This window comes from Hydrogenophaga sp., from assembly GCF_965657535.1.
Taxonomy (GTDB): Bacteria; Pseudomonadota; Gammaproteobacteria; order Burkholderiales; family Burkholderiaceae_C; genus Hydrogenophaga.
In genome coordinates, this window is the sequence record NZ_CBFHOP010000007.1 from 36,483 (window position 1) to 53,510 (window position 17,028).

The 17,028-nt window shown below is 64.1% G+C and carries 16 protein-coding genes; 5 read left to right on the forward strand and 11 right to left on the reverse strand.

Annotation, left to right across the window (positions count from 1 at the left end; all coding sequences use genetic code 11):
- Window positions 1-167: 167 nt before the first annotated feature.
- The 4 genes from ACTG4K_RS13240 to ACTG4K_RS13255 all read left to right on the forward strand — a co-directional run bounded on the left by ACTG4K_RS13240 (window position 168) and on the right by ACTG4K_RS13255 (window position 3,078).
- Window positions 168-1,088, forward strand: coding sequence for a Tim44 domain-containing protein (locus tag ACTG4K_RS13240; protein WP_439114684.1), 921 nt, complete (start codon window positions 168-170; stop codon window positions 1,086-1,088).
- A 229-nt stretch (window positions 1,089-1,317) separates the two neighbouring features.
- Entirely contained in the window at window positions 1,318-1,743 is a 426-nt protein-coding gene (locus ACTG4K_RS13245; RefSeq protein ID WP_439114685.1) for a BLUF domain-containing protein, read from the forward strand.
- Between the two features lie 62 nt (window positions 1,744-1,805).
- Window positions 1,806-2,414, forward strand: a complete 609-nt coding sequence (locus ACTG4K_RS13250; protein WP_439114686.1) for a hypothetical protein — start codon at window positions 1,806-1,808, stop codon at window positions 2,412-2,414.
- A gap of 16 nt (window positions 2,415-2,430) precedes the next feature.
- Window positions 2,431-3,078 (forward strand): glutathione S-transferase, encoded by a 648-nt coding sequence (locus ACTG4K_RS13255; RefSeq protein ID WP_439114687.1) that lies wholly within the window; start codon window positions 2,431-2,433, stop codon window positions 3,076-3,078.
- Window positions 3,079-3,082: 4 nt separating this feature from the next.
- Here ACTG4K_RS13255 and ACTG4K_RS13260 read toward each other — a convergent pair whose 3' ends face one another.
- Both ACTG4K_RS13260 and ACTG4K_RS13265 read right to left on the reverse strand, forming a co-directional pair.
- Window positions 3,083-3,250, reverse strand: a complete 168-nt coding sequence (locus ACTG4K_RS13260; protein WP_439114688.1) for a hypothetical protein — start codon at window positions 3,248-3,250, stop codon at window positions 3,083-3,085.
- A 117-nt stretch (window positions 3,251-3,367) separates the two neighbouring features.
- Complete coding sequence (locus ACTG4K_RS13265) at window positions 3,368-4,132, reverse strand: enoyl-CoA hydratase (RefSeq protein ID WP_439114689.1); 765 nt, start codon at window positions 4,130-4,132, stop codon at window positions 3,368-3,370.
- A gap of 222 nt (window positions 4,133-4,354) precedes the next feature.
- Between ACTG4K_RS13265 and ACTG4K_RS13270 the strand changes: the two genes are divergently transcribed.
- Complete coding sequence (locus tag ACTG4K_RS13270; RefSeq protein WP_439114690.1) at window positions 4,355-6,649, forward strand: patatin-like phospholipase family protein; 2,295 nt, start codon at window positions 4,355-4,357, stop codon at window positions 6,647-6,649.
- Window positions 6,650-6,672: 23 nt separating this feature from the next.
- Here the strand turns inward: ACTG4K_RS13270 and ACTG4K_RS13275 are convergent, their stop codons facing one another.
- From ACTG4K_RS13275 to argB, 9 genes are all read right to left on the reverse strand, one after another.
- On the reverse strand, window positions 6,673-7,494 hold the full coding sequence (locus tag ACTG4K_RS13275; RefSeq protein ID WP_439114691.1) for an acyl-CoA thioesterase: 822 nt from the start codon (window positions 7,492-7,494) through the stop codon (window positions 6,673-6,675).
- 142 nt (window positions 7,495-7,636) lie between these two features.
- A complete protein-coding gene (locus tag ACTG4K_RS13280; RefSeq protein WP_439114692.1) occupies window positions 7,637-8,842 on the reverse strand; it encodes an acetyl-CoA C-acyltransferase in 1,206 nt (401 codons plus the stop codon).
- 18 nt (window positions 8,843-8,860) lie between these two features.
- Window positions 8,861-9,274 (reverse strand): endonuclease domain-containing protein, encoded by a 414-nt coding sequence (locus ACTG4K_RS13285; protein ID WP_439114693.1) that lies wholly within the window; start codon window positions 9,272-9,274, stop codon window positions 8,861-8,863.
- Between the two features lie 117 nt (window positions 9,275-9,391).
- Window positions 9,392-11,791 (reverse strand): 3-hydroxyacyl-CoA dehydrogenase NAD-binding domain-containing protein, encoded by a 2,400-nt coding sequence (locus ACTG4K_RS13290; protein ID WP_439114694.1) that lies wholly within the window; start codon window positions 11,789-11,791, stop codon window positions 9,392-9,394.
- A 157-nt stretch (window positions 11,792-11,948) separates the two neighbouring features.
- A complete protein-coding gene (locus ACTG4K_RS13295; RefSeq protein WP_439114695.1) occupies window positions 11,949-12,389 on the reverse strand; it encodes a DUF2147 domain-containing protein in 441 nt (146 codons plus the stop codon).
- Between the two features lie 44 nt (window positions 12,390-12,433).
- The gene (locus ACTG4K_RS13300) at window positions 12,434-14,245 is read right to left on the reverse strand and encodes an acyl-CoA dehydrogenase C-terminal domain-containing protein (protein WP_439114696.1); all 1,812 of its coding nucleotides are present in this window, start codon (window positions 14,243-14,245) and stop codon (window positions 12,434-12,436) included.
- A 38-nt stretch (window positions 14,246-14,283) separates the two neighbouring features.
- Complete coding sequence (locus ACTG4K_RS13305; RefSeq protein WP_439114697.1) at window positions 14,284-14,994, reverse strand: TetR/AcrR family transcriptional regulator; 711 nt, start codon at window positions 14,992-14,994, stop codon at window positions 14,284-14,286.
- A gap of 224 nt (window positions 14,995-15,218) precedes the next feature.
- Window positions 15,219-15,905, reverse strand: a complete 687-nt coding sequence (gene slmA, locus ACTG4K_RS13310; protein ID WP_439114698.1) for a nucleoid occlusion factor SlmA — start codon at window positions 15,903-15,905, stop codon at window positions 15,219-15,221.
- Between the two features lie 136 nt (window positions 15,906-16,041).
- Window positions 16,042-16,947, reverse strand: a complete 906-nt coding sequence (argB, locus tag ACTG4K_RS13315) for an acetylglutamate kinase (protein ID WP_439114699.1) — start codon at window positions 16,945-16,947, stop codon at window positions 16,042-16,044.
- Window positions 16,948-17,028 lie beyond the last annotated feature (81 nt).

Consider the following 17,028-nt stretch of genomic DNA (forward strand, 5'->3'; position numbering starts at 1 on the left):
CAGAAACCGCGAACCATGCCACGCCTGCGCTCATCGGGTTTACCCTCAACTTCACAACTGCAACATCCTGTTTTAACGAAGAAATCATCCATATTTGTCTGCTTTTTAAAGGGTTATGAATGCTCTAACCTGAGATCCGTTCTATTCCCTTTCTAACGGAGACCTTGATGAAGAAGTCCCTTTCGCTGCTGGCCATGGTGTTTGCCTTGGGCCTGTCCACCGTGGCCATGGATGCCGAGGCGGCTCGCCGCATGGGCGGTGGCAAGTCGTTGGGCATGCAACGCGATGCCACCCCGCCCAAAGCGCCCACAGCAACCCCTGCACAAACGCCGTCGGCTGCGCCCGGTGCAGCGGCTGCCGCTCCGGCTGCCGCTGCCGCTTCCAACCGCAGCAAATGGCTGGGTCCCATCGCTGGCCTGGCGGCGGGTATCGGCCTGATGGCATTGGCCTCGCACCTCGGCTTTGGTGAAGGCCTGGCCAACATGCTCATGATCGGCCTGATGATCATGGCCGTGCTGGCGGTGGTGGGCATGGTGATGCGCAAGCGCGCGGCCGCCCAGGCGGGCTCTAGCGGTGGCATGGCCTACGCTGGCGCTGGCGCCGCAGGTGGCTCGCAGCCCATGCCTGCCTTCAAAGCAGCCATGCCGCCAACCGCTTCGGGTGGCTCCATGATCGGCGCCGGCATTGGGGCCAACGCGCCCACCGGCAACCGCATCCCTGCCGACTTTGACGTAGCTGGCTTCGTGCGCAACGCCAAGGTCAACTTCATCCGCCTGCAAGCCGCGAACGACGCCGGCAACCTGGACGACCTGCGCCAGTTCACCACGCCTGAAATGTTTGCCGAACTGAAAATGGACCTCGCCGACCGCGGTGCTGCCGAGCAACACACCGACGTGGTGCGTATCGACGGCGACGTGATCGACGTGGAAGAGAACGCCGACGGCTACGTGGTGAGCGTGCGGTTCACGGGCGAAACCCGTGAAGGTGACGGCGCCGAGACCGAAGCGTTTGACGAGATCTGGCACCTGAGCAAGCCCCGCCATGGCTCGGGCGGCTGGCTGCTCGCCGGCATTCAGCAAATGCAGTAAACCCTTTCCGCGCCTGGCCACAGCGCCAGGCACGGTGGTTTCACAAGCCCCCGCGCACCAGCGCCGGGGCTTTTTTTTTGCTGATGGGCTGCGCCGGTTTGGCCGGCGAAAGCCTTGCGGCCACACGGCGACGGGCTCGAACGGGAGGCCACGCCGCTTTAATTAATTCTTAAGGCGTATATTGATGCAATAACGCATACCCCACCCACCTGAAAAAAAGCCGTTAACCATGGCCCTGCAAGAAATCGTTTATGTCAGTCTCGCCAGCAAGCCCCTGCAGGACAGCGAGCTGTGCGCGTTGCTCTCCCAGTCGCGGAGGGACAACACGGCGCTTGGCGTCACTGGCATGCTGGTCTACCACGCCGGCAAATTTTTGCAGCTGATCGAAGGCGAGCAGGCGGTCATCGCCGACCTGTACAACGCCATTGCCCAAGACAGCCGGCACCAGTCGATAGAAAAAATCTGGGATGCCCCGCTGAGAGCCCGCAGCTTTTCAGACTGGTCCATGGCTTTTGTGACCGACCACCCGCTGGCGCTGGCACCCGCCGAGGGCTACGCGCTGCTGAGCGCCCAGGAGCTTTTTACCCACGGCAGCGACGCCACCGGCAAGAAACTGCTGCTCGGCCTGCGCGACCATCTGCTGCGCAGCCATTGAGCGGCTGAAAGTCTGCGGTCGAGTCACGCGTGGCACGCTGCGCGGGGCCCGACAATAGCCGCATGGACACTTACCTCATCATGCTGGCCTTGGGCGTGGGCGCCTACGTCATGAAAAACGTCGAACAGCGCCAGCGCATTGGCTTGCTCAGCGGCTACCTGCGCAAGTACCAGCTGGAAAAGCTGATGGAAAACCTGACCGAAGGCTACCTGCGGGCGCTGGGTGAAAGCGACCCGCAGCGCAGCGAACCGATCTGGCGCATGCTGGTGAGCACCGAGCAATCGGTGGCCGACCAGATGGGTCGCCTGGCTGCCGACATGGCCCACATGGGTGAAGAACAGGCCCGCGTGCTGCGCTGGCCACTGGCGGTGCCCCTGGCCACACGCTGGCTGCCCGCCGCCACCTTCGATCTGCGCCAGCTCATGGCGATTCACGCCAAAGGTTTCGCCAGCGCCGTGCACAACACCGCCGGCTTGGGCCGCAAAGAACAGGCGTACACGCTGTCGGCCGAGTTGTTTTTGTTCCAGCACACCTGCCACTGGTTTTGCCGTTCCAAGGCAGTGGCCTCGGCCCGCCTGATGGCGCGGCAAAAAACCGCCCACGCACAGGTGCTGGCCGCCGTGTCGCCCCAGACGCGCCAGGCCTACACCGCGCTGGTGGGCGCGGTTTGAAGACCCGGGTGGCACCTTGGCTGCGCTGCCGATTCTGTATTCGTTCCGCCGCTGCCCGTATGCCATCAGGGCGCGGCTGGCGCTGAGCCATGCCGGCGTGGCCGTGGCGCTGCGCGAGGTGGACCTGAAACGCAAACCGGCCGAGCTGCTGGCGGTGTCGCCCCGGGCCACGGTGCCGGTGCTGGTGACCGAAACCGGCGACGTGCTCACGCAGAGCCTGGACATCATGCACTGGGCACTGGTTCAGGCCAGCAACACAGACTGGCTGCAACGGGGCGACGGCGCCACCACGCGCCAGCTGGTGAACGCCAACGACGGCGACTTCAAACACTGGCTGGACCGCTACAAATACCCGGAGCGCCATCCCGATCGCGCACAAGCGGCCTACCGGGACGAAGCGGTGCGTTGCCTGATCGAACCGCTGGAAGCCGCCCTGCTGGCCAGCGGGCACCTGGGTGGGGGTGGCCCGTGCTGGGGCGATGCGGCTGTGTTTCCGTTTGTGCGGCAATTCGCGGCGGTGGACGCCGCATGGTGGGCGCAAGCGCCCTGGCCCGCCACCCAGGGCTGGCTGACCCGCTGGCTGGACAGCGCCTTGTTTGCCGCCTGCATGCACAAATACCCGGTGTGGCAGCCTGGCGATGGGCCGCAGCGTTTTCCTGGCTAGCGCGTCAATCTCCGCCGTCTTCGGCGGCGTCTATCGCAGGCTCGTCAGCGGGCGATGACGGTGTCTTTTCGGGAAAACACATGCGCTCACCGTTCCACTGCTGGCCGCACCAGCAGAGGCCTTCGTCGTTGATGATGCAAGTGCCTGTGCCGCAGCAACGGTCGTCATCCATGGAGGTGGTCCTGATATGAAGGGTGCAGCGGCTACACGTGCGCTGCGTTGGCCGCCAGCTTACGCGGGTCGCAAAGACCTGTCAGCCAACGGCCCTTGGCGGCACCAGGCCAAACGCTCAGAGCTGCGAAAAGTCGGGCTTGCGGCGCTCCATGAACGCGGTAAAGGCTTCGCGCGCGGCCGGCTCGCTGAGCATGCGGCCAAAGCTCTGGCCTTCTTCGGCCATGGTGGCCATGACCTGCTGTGACTGGCCCTTTTTCATTAGCCGCTTGGTCTCGATGAGCGAGCTGATGGGCTTGGCCGCCAGCTTGCGGGCAACGCTCTGCGCATAGCCTGCGGCTTCGGTGGGCGGCAGCACGCGGTTGACCAGGCCCACCTCCAGCGCCGCCTCGGCCATGAAGGGTTCGCCCAGCAGCAGCGCTTCTGCCGCGCGGTGGTAGCCCAACATCTGGGGCACCAGCAGGCTAGAGGCGGCTTCCGGGCACAGGCCCAGGTTCACGAAAGGCATGGAAAACGCTGCGTTGTCGCCGGCGTAGACCAGGTCGCAATGGAACAGCAGCGTGGTGCCAATACCCACCGCCGGGCCACACACGGCAGCAATGACGGGCTTGGGAAACTGCGCGATGCCGCGCAAGAAGCGAAACACCGGCGAGTCGTGTGAGGCGGGCGGGTTGTTCAGGAAATCGCCAATGTCGTTGCCGGCGGTGAACACCGTCTCGACACCCTGGAAAACCACGCATCGCACGCTGGCATCGGCCTCAGCGGCCTGCAGTGCGTCGGCCAGGGCGCCGTACATGGCGGCGGTGATGGAATTCTTCTTGTCGGGGCGGTTGAACGTGAGGGTGCAAACGCCGGCTTCGGTATGGACGAGTATGTCGCTCATGGTGGGTGAAATGGGTAGGGTGTGAACGGCCCGCAGTGCTCCAGTGCGGTGCATGGAGCCGGGCCGTCGGGAACGAACGGGTGGCCAAATTACCACGAAAGGCGCGCGCCGTCTGGGTCGGCATGCCCAATGCGGGACACGCCCCCTACACTTTGCGCTGCTGCCAAGGGACTGGCCCTTGGCACCGATTGACCGACCCCGCTCATTCTGCGCGCCGCACCCATGCCCAACACCCACCCCATCCAGCACCCGCTGCACCGCCTGATGTGCTGGTGCCTGGCCGCTGCCATGCTTGTGCTGGCCGGCCCGTTGTGGGCTGCCGAGCCTGGGCCTTCCGCCCAAACCGCCAGCCGCCCGGTGGTGGGGCTGGTGCTTTCGGGTGGCGGAGCGCGCGGGTTTGCGCATGTGGGCGTGCTCAAAGCGCTGGAGGCTGCGCAAGTGCCGGTGGACCTGATCGTGGGCACGTCCATGGGCGCCATCATTGGCGGGCTCTATGCCAGCGGCATGAGCGCCGACGAGCTGGAGCGCGAAATTCTGGCGGTGGAGTGGGGCGATCTGTTCGACCGCCGGGAGCCACGCCAGCTGCTCTCGCAACGCCGCAAGGAAGAAGACTTCGAGCTCTCGCCGGCATTGCAGCTGGGTTTTCGGGACGGCGAGTTTCGGCTGCCCAGCGGCGCTGTGTCGACCCGCTCGCTGGAAATGCTGCTGCGGCGCTACACCTTGTCGACCCGCCACCTGGCCACGTTTGACGGACTGCCCACACCCTTTCGCGCGGTGGCCACCGACATGGAAACCGGCCGACCGGTGGTGATGGAGCACGGCGACCTGGCCGCTGCCCTGCGTGCCAGCATGTCGGTGCCGGGCGTGTTTGCACCGCTGGAAGTGGATGGCCGGTTGCTGGGCGACGGCGGGCTGGTGAACAACCTGCCGGTGGACGTGGCCCGGCGCATGGGTGCCGACGTGGTGATTGCGGTGAACATAGGGACGCCGCTGGCTGGGCGCGAGACCCTGGGCAGCGTGCTGGGCATCACGGCGCAAATGGTCAACATCCTGACCGAGCAAAACGTGCAGGCCAGCATCGCCACACTGACCAAAGAAGACCTGCTGCTGCTGCCGCCACTGGGTCAGCTCACGTCGGCCGATTTCAACCGGGCGGCCGAGCTGGTGAAGATTGGGAACGATTACGCCGAGAGCATCAGCGAGGCCCTGGTGCGCTTTGCGGCCGAGGCGCCACGCTACCAGCAATGGACCGCCGCGCGGCGCACGCAGCTGGAGGCCAATACCCAGCGCATCGGGCGCCTGGCGAGCGTGCGTTTTGAAGGGGTCAGCGAGGAACGCGCCCAGCGCCTAGCTGTGGCCCTGGACACCGCAGCGGGCTTGCGCGTGGACGTGCCACTGATTGAAGGCGACCTGCAAAAACTGGCCGCCACCGGCGACTACGAGCGGGTGGACTACCGCCTGAGCCGGCGTGAAAACAGCGGCGAAGAGGACCTGACGATACAACTGCGACCCAACGACTGGGGGCCCAACTACCTGCGCGTGGGGCTGGACTTGCGCACCGATTTCCAGGGCCAGGGGGCGTTCAACCTGCGCATCAGCCACAACCGCCACTGGCTCAACGAGCGCGGTGCAGAGTGGCGCAACCGCGTGCAACTGGGCGAAACGGTGGGCTTGTATTCTGAAATTTATCAGCCGCTGGACACCGCCAGCGAACGCTTTGCTGCAGCGTATGTGGATGCCAGCCTTCGCAAAGTGGAGCTGTTCAATGCCAACGGCGATGCGCTCGCGCTGGTGCAGCGCCAAGGTATTCAGGTGGGTGCCGACCTGGGCTGGCCCATGGGCCTGCTGGGCAACCTGGGCGACATGCGCGTGGGCGTGGTGGCCTCGCAGCGGCGCACCACGCCCGAGCTGGTGGCAGGACTGGTACCCAAGGACGTGGTGCAGTCGCTCGGGTGGCGCGAGCTGGGCCTGCGCGCGGCCGTCATATCAGACCAGCTCGACTTCGCCAACTTCCCGTCGGACGGCTACCGCTTGAAAGGCGAGTTGGTCGCAGGAAGGCGCAGCTTCGAGGGCAACAGCAGCACCAGCTTCACCCGCATGGAAGGCAGCGCCACCGGGGTCAAAACCTGGGGCGTGCACACCTTCAACCTGGGTGCGCGCTTTGCCCGCGCCAGCCAGATCCCACCGGGTGCCATCGACGAATATTCGCTCGGCGGCTTCCAGCAACTCTCGGGCTACCGCGTGGGCCAGGTGGCGGGCAACTACCTGCTGTTCGGGCGCCTCACCTACTACCAGCGCCTGCCCGTTCGCATCGGTGTGGCACGGGCTCTGTTTGCGGGTGGATCGCTGGAAGCGGGCAACGCCTGGGCGCAAAGGCGCGACATCAGCTTTGACGGTCTGCGCGCGGGCGGTAGCCTGTTTGTGGGCGCAGACACCGGCATTGGCCCGCTGTACCTGAGCCTGGTCAGCGCCCCTCGCGGCTACACCGGGCTGTACCTGTTCCTGGGCCGGCCGTGAGCCATGGGGCCACGGCATCGGACTCAGTTTTTGTAATACACCACCTGGTGGGTGGTGGCCAGCAGGTGCCCGGCTTCGTTCCATAGCTGGGCCGTCTGGTCAAAAAACCCATTGCGAAACGCCTGAGCGCGCGCTTGGCCCAGCACCCAGCCCTGGCCCACTTCGGCCAGCTGCGCCGAACCTGCATGGAAATACACCGTCATCGACACCGTGCCCGCAGGCACGCGTGTGGCGCGGCGCAGCCAGACGCGTGGAAAAAACACATCGGCCAACGCTGCGAGACCGCACAGGTCCAAAGCGCGTGGATGGGCCTCACGCATCCAGAGGAGCGAGAGACTGTCGCTCCCCGTGCCGTCCCAGCTGTGCGGGATCGCCCCTTCGATGGGGCGCATCTCGTAGCGCCTGATCCACTCGACCGGGGAAGGCACGGTGTACGGCGGCACCTCGGCCGGGGTCGGAACAGCGGGCATGGGCTCGTCGTCCACACTCCAGGTTTCGCGGCGCGCGGCCGTCACCGCCGATGCAGTCACCACAGTCTCAGCCTCGCCCGACGGTGCGGTCTGCGTGAGCGCCATCACCCAGTGCTGGGTCGAGCGGTTGGTGCGCACCGGCTGCGCAGACACCGTGAAAGGCCCGTCGGCCAGGGCCGCGCAAAAGTTCACCGTGAGCGACAGGGGCTCCCCCAGCAAGGCGGGATGCTGCAGCACCGCATTCAGCACGGTGGCCGCCGTGATACCACCAAACGGCCCCACCATGTTGGCGTAGGCGGGTGAGGTGGCACCTGTGTACTCGCCATCGGCGGTGGCGATGAGCGCAATGGCTTGGTCAAAAACGTGTGGATTCATGGACGACAGTGTGCAGAAGACGCCCTCAATTCCGAGTCGTTTGCGCGACGAGGTGCCTTCAACAAGGGCACCGCGGAACCGCCTTTGCCGGGCCGCCAGTGCCACCCGGAGGCGGACCCGAAGCGGCGCGGGGGGAACCTGGCTACACGCGTTCGAAGATGCCGGCAGCGCCCTGCCCCATGCCCACGCACATCGTGACCATGCCGTACTTTTTTTGGTGGCGGCGCAGCGCATGCACCACGGTGGCCGCACGGATGGCCCCGGTAGCCCCCAGCGGATGGCCGAGCGCAATGGCGCCGCCCATGGGGTTGACCTTGGCAGGGTCCAGGCCCAGCGTGTTCATAACCGCCAGCGACTGCGCGGCAAAGGCTTCGTTGAGTTCAAACCAGTCAATATCGTTCTGGTGCAGGCCGGCGTATTTGAGCGCGGCTGGAATGGCTTCGACCGGACCAATGCCCATGATGTGCGGCGGCACACCACGGCTGGCGTAGCTGACAAAGCGCGCCAACGGTGTGAGGTTGTAGCGCTGGATGGCCGCCTCGCTGGCCAGGATCAGCGCACCCGCGCCGTCGCTGGTTTGCGAGCTGTTGCCCGCCGTGACCGAGCCGCGTGCTGCAAACACCGTGCGCAAGCGCGCCAGGCTCTCGGCCGTGGTGTCGGGGCGTGCGCCTTCGTCCAGGCTCACGGTGCGGGTGGTGGTGGTGACCTCGGCGGTCTCCAGGTTCACCTGGCGCTCGGTCACTTCCACCGGCGTCATCTCGTCGGTGAACTCGCCGGCCTGCATGGCCGCCACGGCGCGGGCGTGTGACTGCACCGCAAACGCATCTTGAGCGTCGCGCGACACCTTCCACTGCTGCGCCACCTTCTCGGCCGTAAGGCCCATGCCGTAGGCAATGCCGTAGCTTTCCACGTCGTCTGTGTTGCTGAAAATGGCGGGCGACAGGCTGGGAGAATTGCCCATCATGGGCACCATGCTCATGCTCTCCACGCCGGCGGCGATCATCACGTCGGCCTCGCCCACACGGATGCGGTCGGCCGCCATCTGCACCGCAGACAGGCCCGAAGCACAAAAACGGTTGACCGTGATACCGCCCACGGTGTTGGGCAGCCCGGCCAAGATAGCGCCAATGCGTGCCACGTTCAGCCCCTGCTGCGCCTCGGGGATGGCGCAACCACAAATGATGTCTTCAATGGCTTTGGGGTCCAGCCCAGGGGCCTGGGCCAGCGCCGAGCGCAGCGCAATGGCCAGCAGGTCGTCCGGGCGCAGGTGCTTGAAAGAGCCCTTGTGCGAACGGCCAATGGGAGTGCGGGTGGCGGCGACGATGTAGGCGTCTTGGGTTTTTTTCATAGCGAGGTGCTTTCGGTATTACCCCCTCTCCCGCACGCGGGAGAGGGTTGGGGTGAGGGCCTGCAACGTCTGGCAGATCTTCTCCAGCACGGCAGGGGTTTCATTCATCACTTCGTGATTCCAGAACCTGATCACAGTCAGACCCTGGCTTTCAACCAACATGGTTCGCGCCTGATCGTAGGCTTGTTGTTCGGCGTGCTGACCGCCATCGACTTCAATGACCAGGCCCGCTTCAAGACAGACGAAATCGAGGATGTAAGGACCCAGCGCACGTTGTCGACGGAACTTGAAGCTCTGGAAGCGACGACTGCGCAGTTGCTGCCACAGCAGTTTTTCCGCCTCTGTCATGCACTCACGCAGTTCACGCGCTTTGTCCTTGGCGCCCGCCCTCACCCCAACCCTCTCCCGCAAGCGGGAGAGGGGGTAAGACATCTCAGCCTCAGAGGGTTTCATGGGCAAAACTTTTGGGTGTTGTTTCTGCGATTTCTCTCTCTCCCGCTTGCGGGAGAGGGCGGGAGTGAGGGTCTGCTCATGCTTGGCAGCAAACGATCAGTTCCGCACAGGCCGGCCAGTGTTCAGCATCCCCAAAATCCGCGCCTGCGTCTTCGGGTGCACGATCAGCGAACAGAAGGCGCGGCGCTCCAGCGTCATTAAATAATCCTCACTCACCAGCGTGCCCGGCTCCACGTCGCCGCCGGTCACCACGTTCGCGATCAGCGAGGCGATGTGGAAGTCGTGCTGGCTGATGAAACCGCCGTCGCGCATGTTGACCAGGCTGCCCAGAATGGTCGCCTTGCCCGAGCGGCCAGCCACCGGGAACAGGCGCTTGTGCGGCGCATGGTAGCCGCCCACAAACAAGGCCTTGGCTTCGTTGATGGCCACAAACAGCAGCTCGTCCTTGTGCGGCACGATCACATCGGAATGCAACACGTAGCCCAGCTGGCGCGACTCCAACGCGCTGGTGCCCACCTTGGCCATGGCGGCGGCGGTGAAGCCTTCGGTCAGGAACGGCAGCAGATCCTTGCCGGTCGAGGTCTCGGCATTCTCGGCCGCGCGACGGGCAATGTAGGTCAGGCCGCCGGCACCCGGCACCAGGCCCACGCCCACCTCCACCAGACCGATGTAGCTCTCCATGTGCACCACGCGGCGCGCGCTGTACACGGCCAGCTCGCAACCTCCGCCCAGAGCCAGGCCGCGCACGGCGGACACCACCGGCACGTTGGCATACCGCAGGCGCAGCATGGTCTGTTGCATGAAGCCTTCGGCGTCTTCAATCGCGCTCACGCCCACCGCCATGAAGGCGGGCAACATGGCTTGCAAATCGGCGCCGGCGCTGAAGGGCTCGTCGCCCGACCAGACCACCAGGCCCTGGTACTCTTTTTCGGCCAGGTCCACGGCGGCCATCAGGCCTTCGCACACATCGGGGCTGATGGCGTGCATCTTGGTTTTTATGCTGGCGATCAGCACCTCACCGTCGAGCGTCCAGATGCGCAAGCCGTCGTTCTCTTCGATGGTGGTGCCTGCGGTCTCGAACTTCGCACCGGCTTCGCCCAGCAGCAGCTCGGGGAAGTGTTGCCTGGCGTAGACCGGCAAGCTGCGGCGCGCTTCAAACACACCTTTGCTCGGGTTCCACGAACCCTGGGCGGTGTGCACGCCACCGGCCTCGGCCACCGGGCCCTTGAACACCCAATCGGGCAGCGGCGCCTGGCACAGCGCCTTGCCGGCGTCGATGTCTTCCTGGATCATCTTCGCCACGTCGAGCCAGCCGGCTTCTTGCCAGAGTTCAAACGGCCCCTGCTTCATGCCGAAGCCCCAGCGCATGGCCTGGTCCACGTCGCGGGCGGTGTCTGCAATGCTGGCCAGATGCACGGCAGCGTAATGAAAGCTGTTGCGCAAAATGGCCCAGAGGAACTGGCCCTGCGGCCCTTCGCTGTTGCGCAGCAACTGCAGGCGCTCGGCGGCGGGGCGCTTGAGCATGCGGCCATACACCTCGTCGGCCTTGGCGCCGGCGGGTACGTATTCACCGCTCTCCAGCTCAAAGCGCAAGATGTCGCGGCCCACCTTCTTAAAGAAGCCCGCCTTGGCCTTCTGGCCCAGATGGCCCGCATCGATCAGCGCCTTCAGCACCGGCGGCGTGCCGAAGCTCTCATAGAAAGGGTCTGTCTCCAGAGTCAGGTTGTCCTGCAGCGTCTTGACCACATGGGCCATGGTGTCCAGCCCCACCACGTCGGCGGTGCGGAAGGTGCCGCTGCTGGCGCGGCCCAGGCGCTTGCCCGTCAGGTCGTCCACCACGTCATACGTCAAGCCGAAGTTTTCCACTTCCTTCATGGTCGCCAGCATGCCGGCGATGCCGATGCGGTTGGCGATGAAGTTGGGGGTGTCTTTGGCGCGCACCACGCCCTTGCCCAGGCCGCTGGTGACGAAGGCTTCCAGGTCGTCGAGGATCTGGGCTTCGGTGGTCGGGGTGTTGATCAGCTCCACCAGCGTCATGTAACGCGGCGGGTTGAAGAAGTGGATACCGCAAAAGCGCGGCTTGATCGCCTCGGGCAGCCCTTCGCTCAGCTGGGTGATCGACAAGCCCGAGGTATTGGACGCGACGATGGCGTGCTCGGCGACGAAGGGCGCGATCTTTTTGTAGAGATCGAGCTTCCAGTCCATGCGCTCGGCGATGGCCTCGATGATGAGGTCGCAGTCGCGCAGCAGCTCTATGTGCTCTTCGTAGTTGGCCTGGCCAATCAGGTCGGCGTCAGCGGCCACGCCCAGCGGCGAGGGTTTGAGCTTTTTCAGGTTGTCGATGGCGCGGGTGACGATGCCGTTCTTCGGGCCTTCCTTCGCAGGAAGATCGAACAGCACCACCGGCACCTTGACGTTGACGAGGTGCGCAGCAATTTGCGCACCCATCACGCCTGCGCCGAGCACGGCGACTTTTTTGACTTGAAATCGGTTCATCAGTTGGTTTCCTTTAAGCGCCGCTCACTGGGCAGCGCTGGAGGGGGATTCGGTCAAGAGGCACCGCAGAACCGGCCTTGCCGGGCTGCTGGCGCCACCCCCTTGAGGGGCTCGCGCGAAGCGCCGCGGGGGTAGGTCACACCCCGCAGCGGGGGGGTCAGTTGGTCACCCGAACCCAGGTTTGCGTGCGCCCAATGCCAAACACCGAGCCGCGCACTTCCAGTTTTTTGCCAGCTTCGATCGGTGTCAGCCGCAGGGTGTAGGCCTTGCCGTTTTCGGGGTCCAGAATCTTGCCGCCTTCCCACACGTCCTTACCCTCGGTTTTCTTGGCATCACGGATGATTTCCATGCCCAGAACGGGTTTGTCTTTGCGGTCGTCGGTGCACTGATCGCACACCACATCCTGCTTGGCGTCTTTGCGCAAGAGCTTGGCCACCTTGCCAAAAAGCACGCCACCGTTGTCAGCAATGACGATCTCGGACTTGATCTCTTTGGTCTTGTCGTCGATCGAATGCCAGGTACCCACCGGGGTGTTCTGGGCCCAGGCACCGGTCGCAAACAACGCCAGAGCAACGGCACTGAGGAAAGTCTTGATCATGTAGACACCTGTGATAGTTGGATGTGAAAAAGGGAACAACCGGCTCAAGCCAAGGCTGCGTCGGTATCCATCAGCACCTTGCTGCCCGCACGTGCCGTGCGCATCAGCGTGGCGGTTTCGGGGAACAACTTGGCAAAGTAAAAACGCGCGGTTTGCAGCTTGGCCAAGTAAAACGGGTCGGTCGGCTCGCCCCTTGATGCAGCGGCCGCCATTTCACGCAGCGCCACCTGTGCCATGCGGGCCCAGAAATAGCCAAACACCAGGTGACCTGCCACGCGCAGGTAGTCCACCGCAGCAGCGCCCACTTCGTCAGCGTTTTGCATGCCCTTGAAGCCCAGTTCCATGGTGAACTTGGTGATCTGTTCACCCAGCACCGCAATGGGGTTGATGAACTCGGCCATCTTTTCGTTCACGCCTTCTTCTTGCACCAGCGCGCCCACCAGCTTGCCAAATTTCTTCAGCGTGGCGCCGTTGTTGCCCAGCACCTTGCGGCCCAGCAGGTCCAGGCTCTGGATGGTGTTGGTGCCTTCGTAAATCATGTTGATGCGGGCGTCGCGCACATGCTGCTCCATGCCCCATTCCTTGATGTAGCCATGGCCACCAAACACCTGCTGGCACTGGGTGGCGGCGTTGTAACCGTTGTCGGTCAGGAAGGCTTTGACGATGGGCGTCAGCAGCGACAGCATTTCGTCGCTGTCTTTGCGCACCTTTTCATCGGGGTGGTTGTGCGCTTTTTCCAGCAACACCGAGCTGTAGATGGCCAGCGCGCGGCCACCTTCGGCGTAGGCCTTGGCGGTGAGCAGCATGCGGCGCACGTCGGGGTGCACGATGATCGGGTCGGCCGGTTTGTCTTTGGCCTTGGGGCCGGTGAGGCTGCGCATCTGGATGCGGTCTTTGGCATAGGCCAGGGCGTTTTGGTAGGCCACTTCGGTCAGGCCCAGCGACTGGTTGCCCACGCCCAGACGGGCGGCGTTCATCATCACAAACATGCCTTGCATGCCCTTGTTGGGCTGGCCCACCAGGGTGCCCACTGCGCCGTCCAGCACAATCTGCGCGGTGGCGTTGCCATGGATGCCCATCTTGTGTTCCAGGCCACCGCAATAAATGCCATTGCGCTCGCCCAGCGTGCCGTCCTTGTTCACGTTGAATTTGGGCACGATGAACAGGCTCACGCCCTTGATGCCGGGCGGCGCATCGGGCAGGCGAGCCAGCACCAGGTGGATGATGTTGTCGGCCATGTCGTGTTCACCGGCGCTGATGAATATCTTGTTGCCGGTGAGTTTGTAGGTGCCGTCGGGTTGGGGCTCGGCCTTGGTGCGCATCAGACCCAGGTCGGTGCCGCAATGCGGTTCGGTCAGGCACATGGTGCCGGTCCATTCACCGCTGGTCATCTTGTGCAGGTAGGTCGCTTTCTGCTCGTCGGTGCCGTGCGTGTGCAGGGAAGCGTAGGCACCGTGCGTCAGGCCGGGGTACATGGTCCAGGCCTGGTTGGCCGAGTTCATCATCTCGTACAGGCACTGGTTCACCACCAGCGGCAAGCCTTGGCCGCCATAGGCGGGGTCGCAGCTCAGGGCCGCCCAACCACCGTCCACGTAAATTTTGTAAGCTTCCTTGAAACCCGTGGGCGTTGTCACCTCGTGGGTGTCGCGGTTGAGCTTGCAGCCCTCGGTGTCGCCGCTGATGTTGAGCGGGAAAATAACCTGCGAAGCAAACTTGCCCGCCTCTTCCAGCACCGCGTTGATGGTGTCCACATCGGTGTCGGCGTGCTGCGGCATCGACTTCAGTTCGTCGGTGACGTGCAGCACCTCGTGCATCACAAACTGCATGTCACGCAGGGGTGGGTTGTAGACGGGCATGGAAAATCTCCTGAAGTGGGTTTGTGAGAGAAAAAAGATCAGGCGGCGCCTGGTTGGGGTGTGCGAGCGGTACGAGGAGTTCGAGGGGTGCTGGTCATGGCGGCGGGTGCGCTGAAGCGCCCCACAATGCCTTCGAAGGCTTTAACGGCACGGCGCAACGAGTCGGGGCTGCGCAAAAAGCGGGCCTCGTAGTGCAGCGCCAAAATGAGAGCGTGGATTTCAAAAGCCATCTGGTCGGCGTCGGTGTCGGGGTTCAGGTGGCCTTCGGCCACGGCTAGTTCCACCGCCCGGCGCATGGCCGACAACCAGGTGTTGACCGAGCTGGCCAGCGCGTCGCGCACAGGGCCCGGGCGGTCGTCAAACTCCACCGCACCACTGATGTAGATGCAGCCCGAGTCAATCTCGACCGAGGTGCGCTTCATCCAGTTGTCAAACATGGCCCGCAGGCGCGGCAGCCCGCGCGGTGCGGCCATGGCGGGGTAAAAAACCTCCTCTTCAAAGCGCGCGTGGTATTCGCGCACCACCGAAATCTGCAGCTCTTCACGCGAGCCAAAGTGGGCAAACACGCCCGACTTGCTCATTTGCATGACGTCAGCCAACGCACCGATGGACAGCCCCTCCAGACCGATCTGCGTGGCCAGGCCCAGCGCAGCCTCGACGATGGCGGCCTTGGTTTGCTGGCCTTTTTGCATGGGTTTGCTGGCAGCGCTGGCGCTGAGCGAACGGCGGGCAGGGGAAGTGACACGCATGCGGTGTGAGCGGCAAGGCCGCGTTGGGTGGCAAAAAAAGCAAACCGCGCGATAAATCGAACGGTCGTGCTATTTTTACCGCAAAAAAAGCCCTGCGGTGCAAAACAGGGCATTTTTTATGGGGAATTGCGTAGAGCGCCAGCCCTATAACCGCTTGGAAAACCGCAAACCAAGGGTTAACCCCCGAGTCAAAGCCCACCCAGGACGGCGGTAAAGGCTGACGTTCAGAGCCGGCCAGCGGGCAGCAGCAACGACAGGCTGTGCTCCAGACTTTCGGTGGGCAAGCGCTTGAAGCCGCTGCGAGCAAACCGTTGCAACCGCCCGGCGCAGAACGCGGTGATGACCGAAGCGTCTGCCTGCGCGTCTACGGTGGGCGTTGACGTGCCCACCAGCACCGCTGCCTCGCGCAGGTTCTGCCGCAGGGCAGCTTCGATCTTGTCAAAGAACAAATTCATACGCTGCTGCAGGCGCTCGTTTTCAAACACCAGCGCATCGCCCACCATGACACGCGCCATACCAGGGTTCTTCTCGCCAAATTGCAGCAACAGCGTGACCAAGCGGCGCGCGCGCAGCAGCGGGTCGGGTTCGCGCTCGCCCAGCTGGTTGATCAGGCCAAACACCGCTTGCTCGATGAATTCGATCAAGCCTTCAAACATTTGCGCCTTGCTGGCGAAGTGGCGGTACAGGGCCGCCTCGCTCACATCGAGCCGCGCAGCCAGCGCGGCCGTGGTGACGCGTTCGGCACCCGGCTGCTCCAGCATGCTGGCCAGGGCTTGCAGAATTTGCACCCGGCGCTCACCTGGCTTGGGGCGTTTGCGCCCCGCTGCGCCTTCGGCGGGCTCGGCGGGCTCGTGGCGCTGGGTGTCGTCAGATGCGGCGGTGGGCATGGGCTCTGAGCCGTTGGGTGTCATGGGCAGTCGGTCCGTTCGTGTTCGGCTGGCGGGCTGCGTTCCCGGCCCGGTGGTTGTCATCCCCTGCTTGCGTTTTGATTTTCGCACAGGGGTTTACGGCCCCTGGCTGCGGGCCGCACGCTGAAAACAACAGCGCTCAGTGTGAGCGGATCATGGTGCCGAAAGGCTCGTTGCCCAGCACCTCCAACAGCAGCGCGTGGGGAACGCGGCCATCAATGATGTGCACCGCGTTCACGCCGCTCTTGGCCGCATCCAGCGCCCCGGCGATCTTGGGAATCATGCCGCCGCTGATGGTGCCGTCTTCGCAGAGTTCGTCGATGCGGCGCGGCGTCAACTCGGTGAAGAGTTGGCCTTCTTTGTCGAGCACGCCGCGGATGTTGGTGAGCATGAGGAGCTTTTCGGCCTGCAACACGGTAGCGAGCTTGGCCGCCACCACATCGGCGTTGATGTTGTAGCTCTCGTTGTGCTCGCCAAAACCAATCGGGCTGACCACAGGAATGAACTGGTCGTCCTGCAAGGCCTTGACCACGCTCGGGTCGATGCTGACGATGTCACCCACCTGGCCCACGTCGTGCTCCCGGCTGGGGTCTTGCTGATCGGCCAGGCGCAGCTTCTGGGCGCGAATCATGGCTCCGTCGCGCCCGGTCAAGCCCACCGCCTTGCCACCGGCGGCGTTGATCAGGCCCACAATGTCTTGCTGCACCTGACCGGCCAGCACCCACTCCACCACCTCCATGGTTTCGGCGTCGGTCACGCGCATGCCCTGAATGAACTCGCCTTTTTTGCCCAGACGCTGCAACAGCGTTTCAATCTGCGGGCCACCGCCGTGCACCACCACCGGGTTGATACCGACCAGCTTCAAGAGCACCACGTCTTCGGCAAAGTCTTGCTGGAGGGCTGGGTCGGTCATGGCGTTGCCGCCGTACTTGATGACCATGGTTTTGCCGTGGTACTTGCGGATGTAGGGCAAGGCCTGGGCGAGGATTTCGGCTTTTTCTCGGGGCTGGATGTGGGAGAGGTCGGCGGGTGTGTGGGTGGTCATTCTTTGCTTTCCGGCGGGTTGACGTTTGGCAAATTGTAGGCGCCGGTGGAGCGTTTCTTCTCCTGTGGCTTGCCGGGTCTC

Bases quoted from the DNA above. Each gene is read 5' to 3' on its own strand.
- ACTG4K_RS13285 (WP_439114693.1), bottom strand. From the start codon at position 9,274: ATGTCTTACCCCCTCTCCCGCTTGCGGGAGAGGGTTGGGGTGAGGGCG.
- ACTG4K_RS13275 (WP_439114691.1), bottom strand. From the start codon at position 7,494: ATGAATCCACACGTTTTTGACCAAGCCATTGCGCTCATCGCCACCGCC.
- ACTG4K_RS13305 (WP_439114697.1), bottom strand. From the start codon at position 14,994: ATGCGTGTCACTTCCCCTGCCCGCCGTTCGCTCAGCGCCAGCGCTGCC.
- argB (WP_439114699.1), bottom strand. From the start codon at position 16,947: ATGACCACCCACACACCCGCCGACCTCTCCCACATCCAGCCCCGAGAA.
- ACTG4K_RS13250 (WP_439114686.1), top strand. From the start codon at position 1,806: ATGGACACTTACCTCATCATGCTGGCCTTGGGCGTGGGCGCCTACGTC.
- ACTG4K_RS13260 (WP_439114688.1), bottom strand. From the start codon at position 3,250: ATGGATGACGACCGTTGCTGCGGCACAGGCACTTGCATCATCAACGAC.
- ACTG4K_RS13265 (WP_439114689.1), bottom strand. From the start codon at position 4,132: ATGAGCGACATACTCGTCCATACCGAAGCCGGCGTTTGCACCCTCACG.
- ACTG4K_RS13240 (WP_439114684.1), top strand. From the start codon at position 168: ATGAAGAAGTCCCTTTCGCTGCTGGCCATGGTGTTTGCCTTGGGCCTG.
- ACTG4K_RS13290 (WP_439114694.1), bottom strand. From the start codon at position 11,791: ATGAACCGATTTCAAGTCAAAAAAGTCGCCGTGCTCGGCGCAGGCGTG.
- ACTG4K_RS13295 (WP_439114695.1), bottom strand. From the start codon at position 12,389: ATGATCAAGACTTTCCTCAGTGCCGTTGCTCTGGCGTTGTTTGCGACC.
- ACTG4K_RS13245 (WP_439114685.1), top strand. From the start codon at position 1,318: ATGGCCCTGCAAGAAATCGTTTATGTCAGTCTCGCCAGCAAGCCCCTG.
- ACTG4K_RS13270 (WP_439114690.1), top strand. From the start codon at position 4,355: ATGCCCAACACCCACCCCATCCAGCACCCGCTGCACCGCCTGATGTGC.
- ACTG4K_RS13280 (WP_439114692.1), bottom strand. From the start codon at position 8,842: ATGAAAAAAACCCAAGACGCCTACATCGTCGCCGCCACCCGCACTCCC.
- ACTG4K_RS13300 (WP_439114696.1), bottom strand. From the start codon at position 14,245: ATGCCCGTCTACAACCCACCCCTGCGTGACATGCAGTTTGTGATGCAC.
- slmA (WP_439114698.1), bottom strand. From the start codon at position 15,905: ATGACACCCAACGGCTCAGAGCCCATGCCCACCGCCGCATCTGACGAC.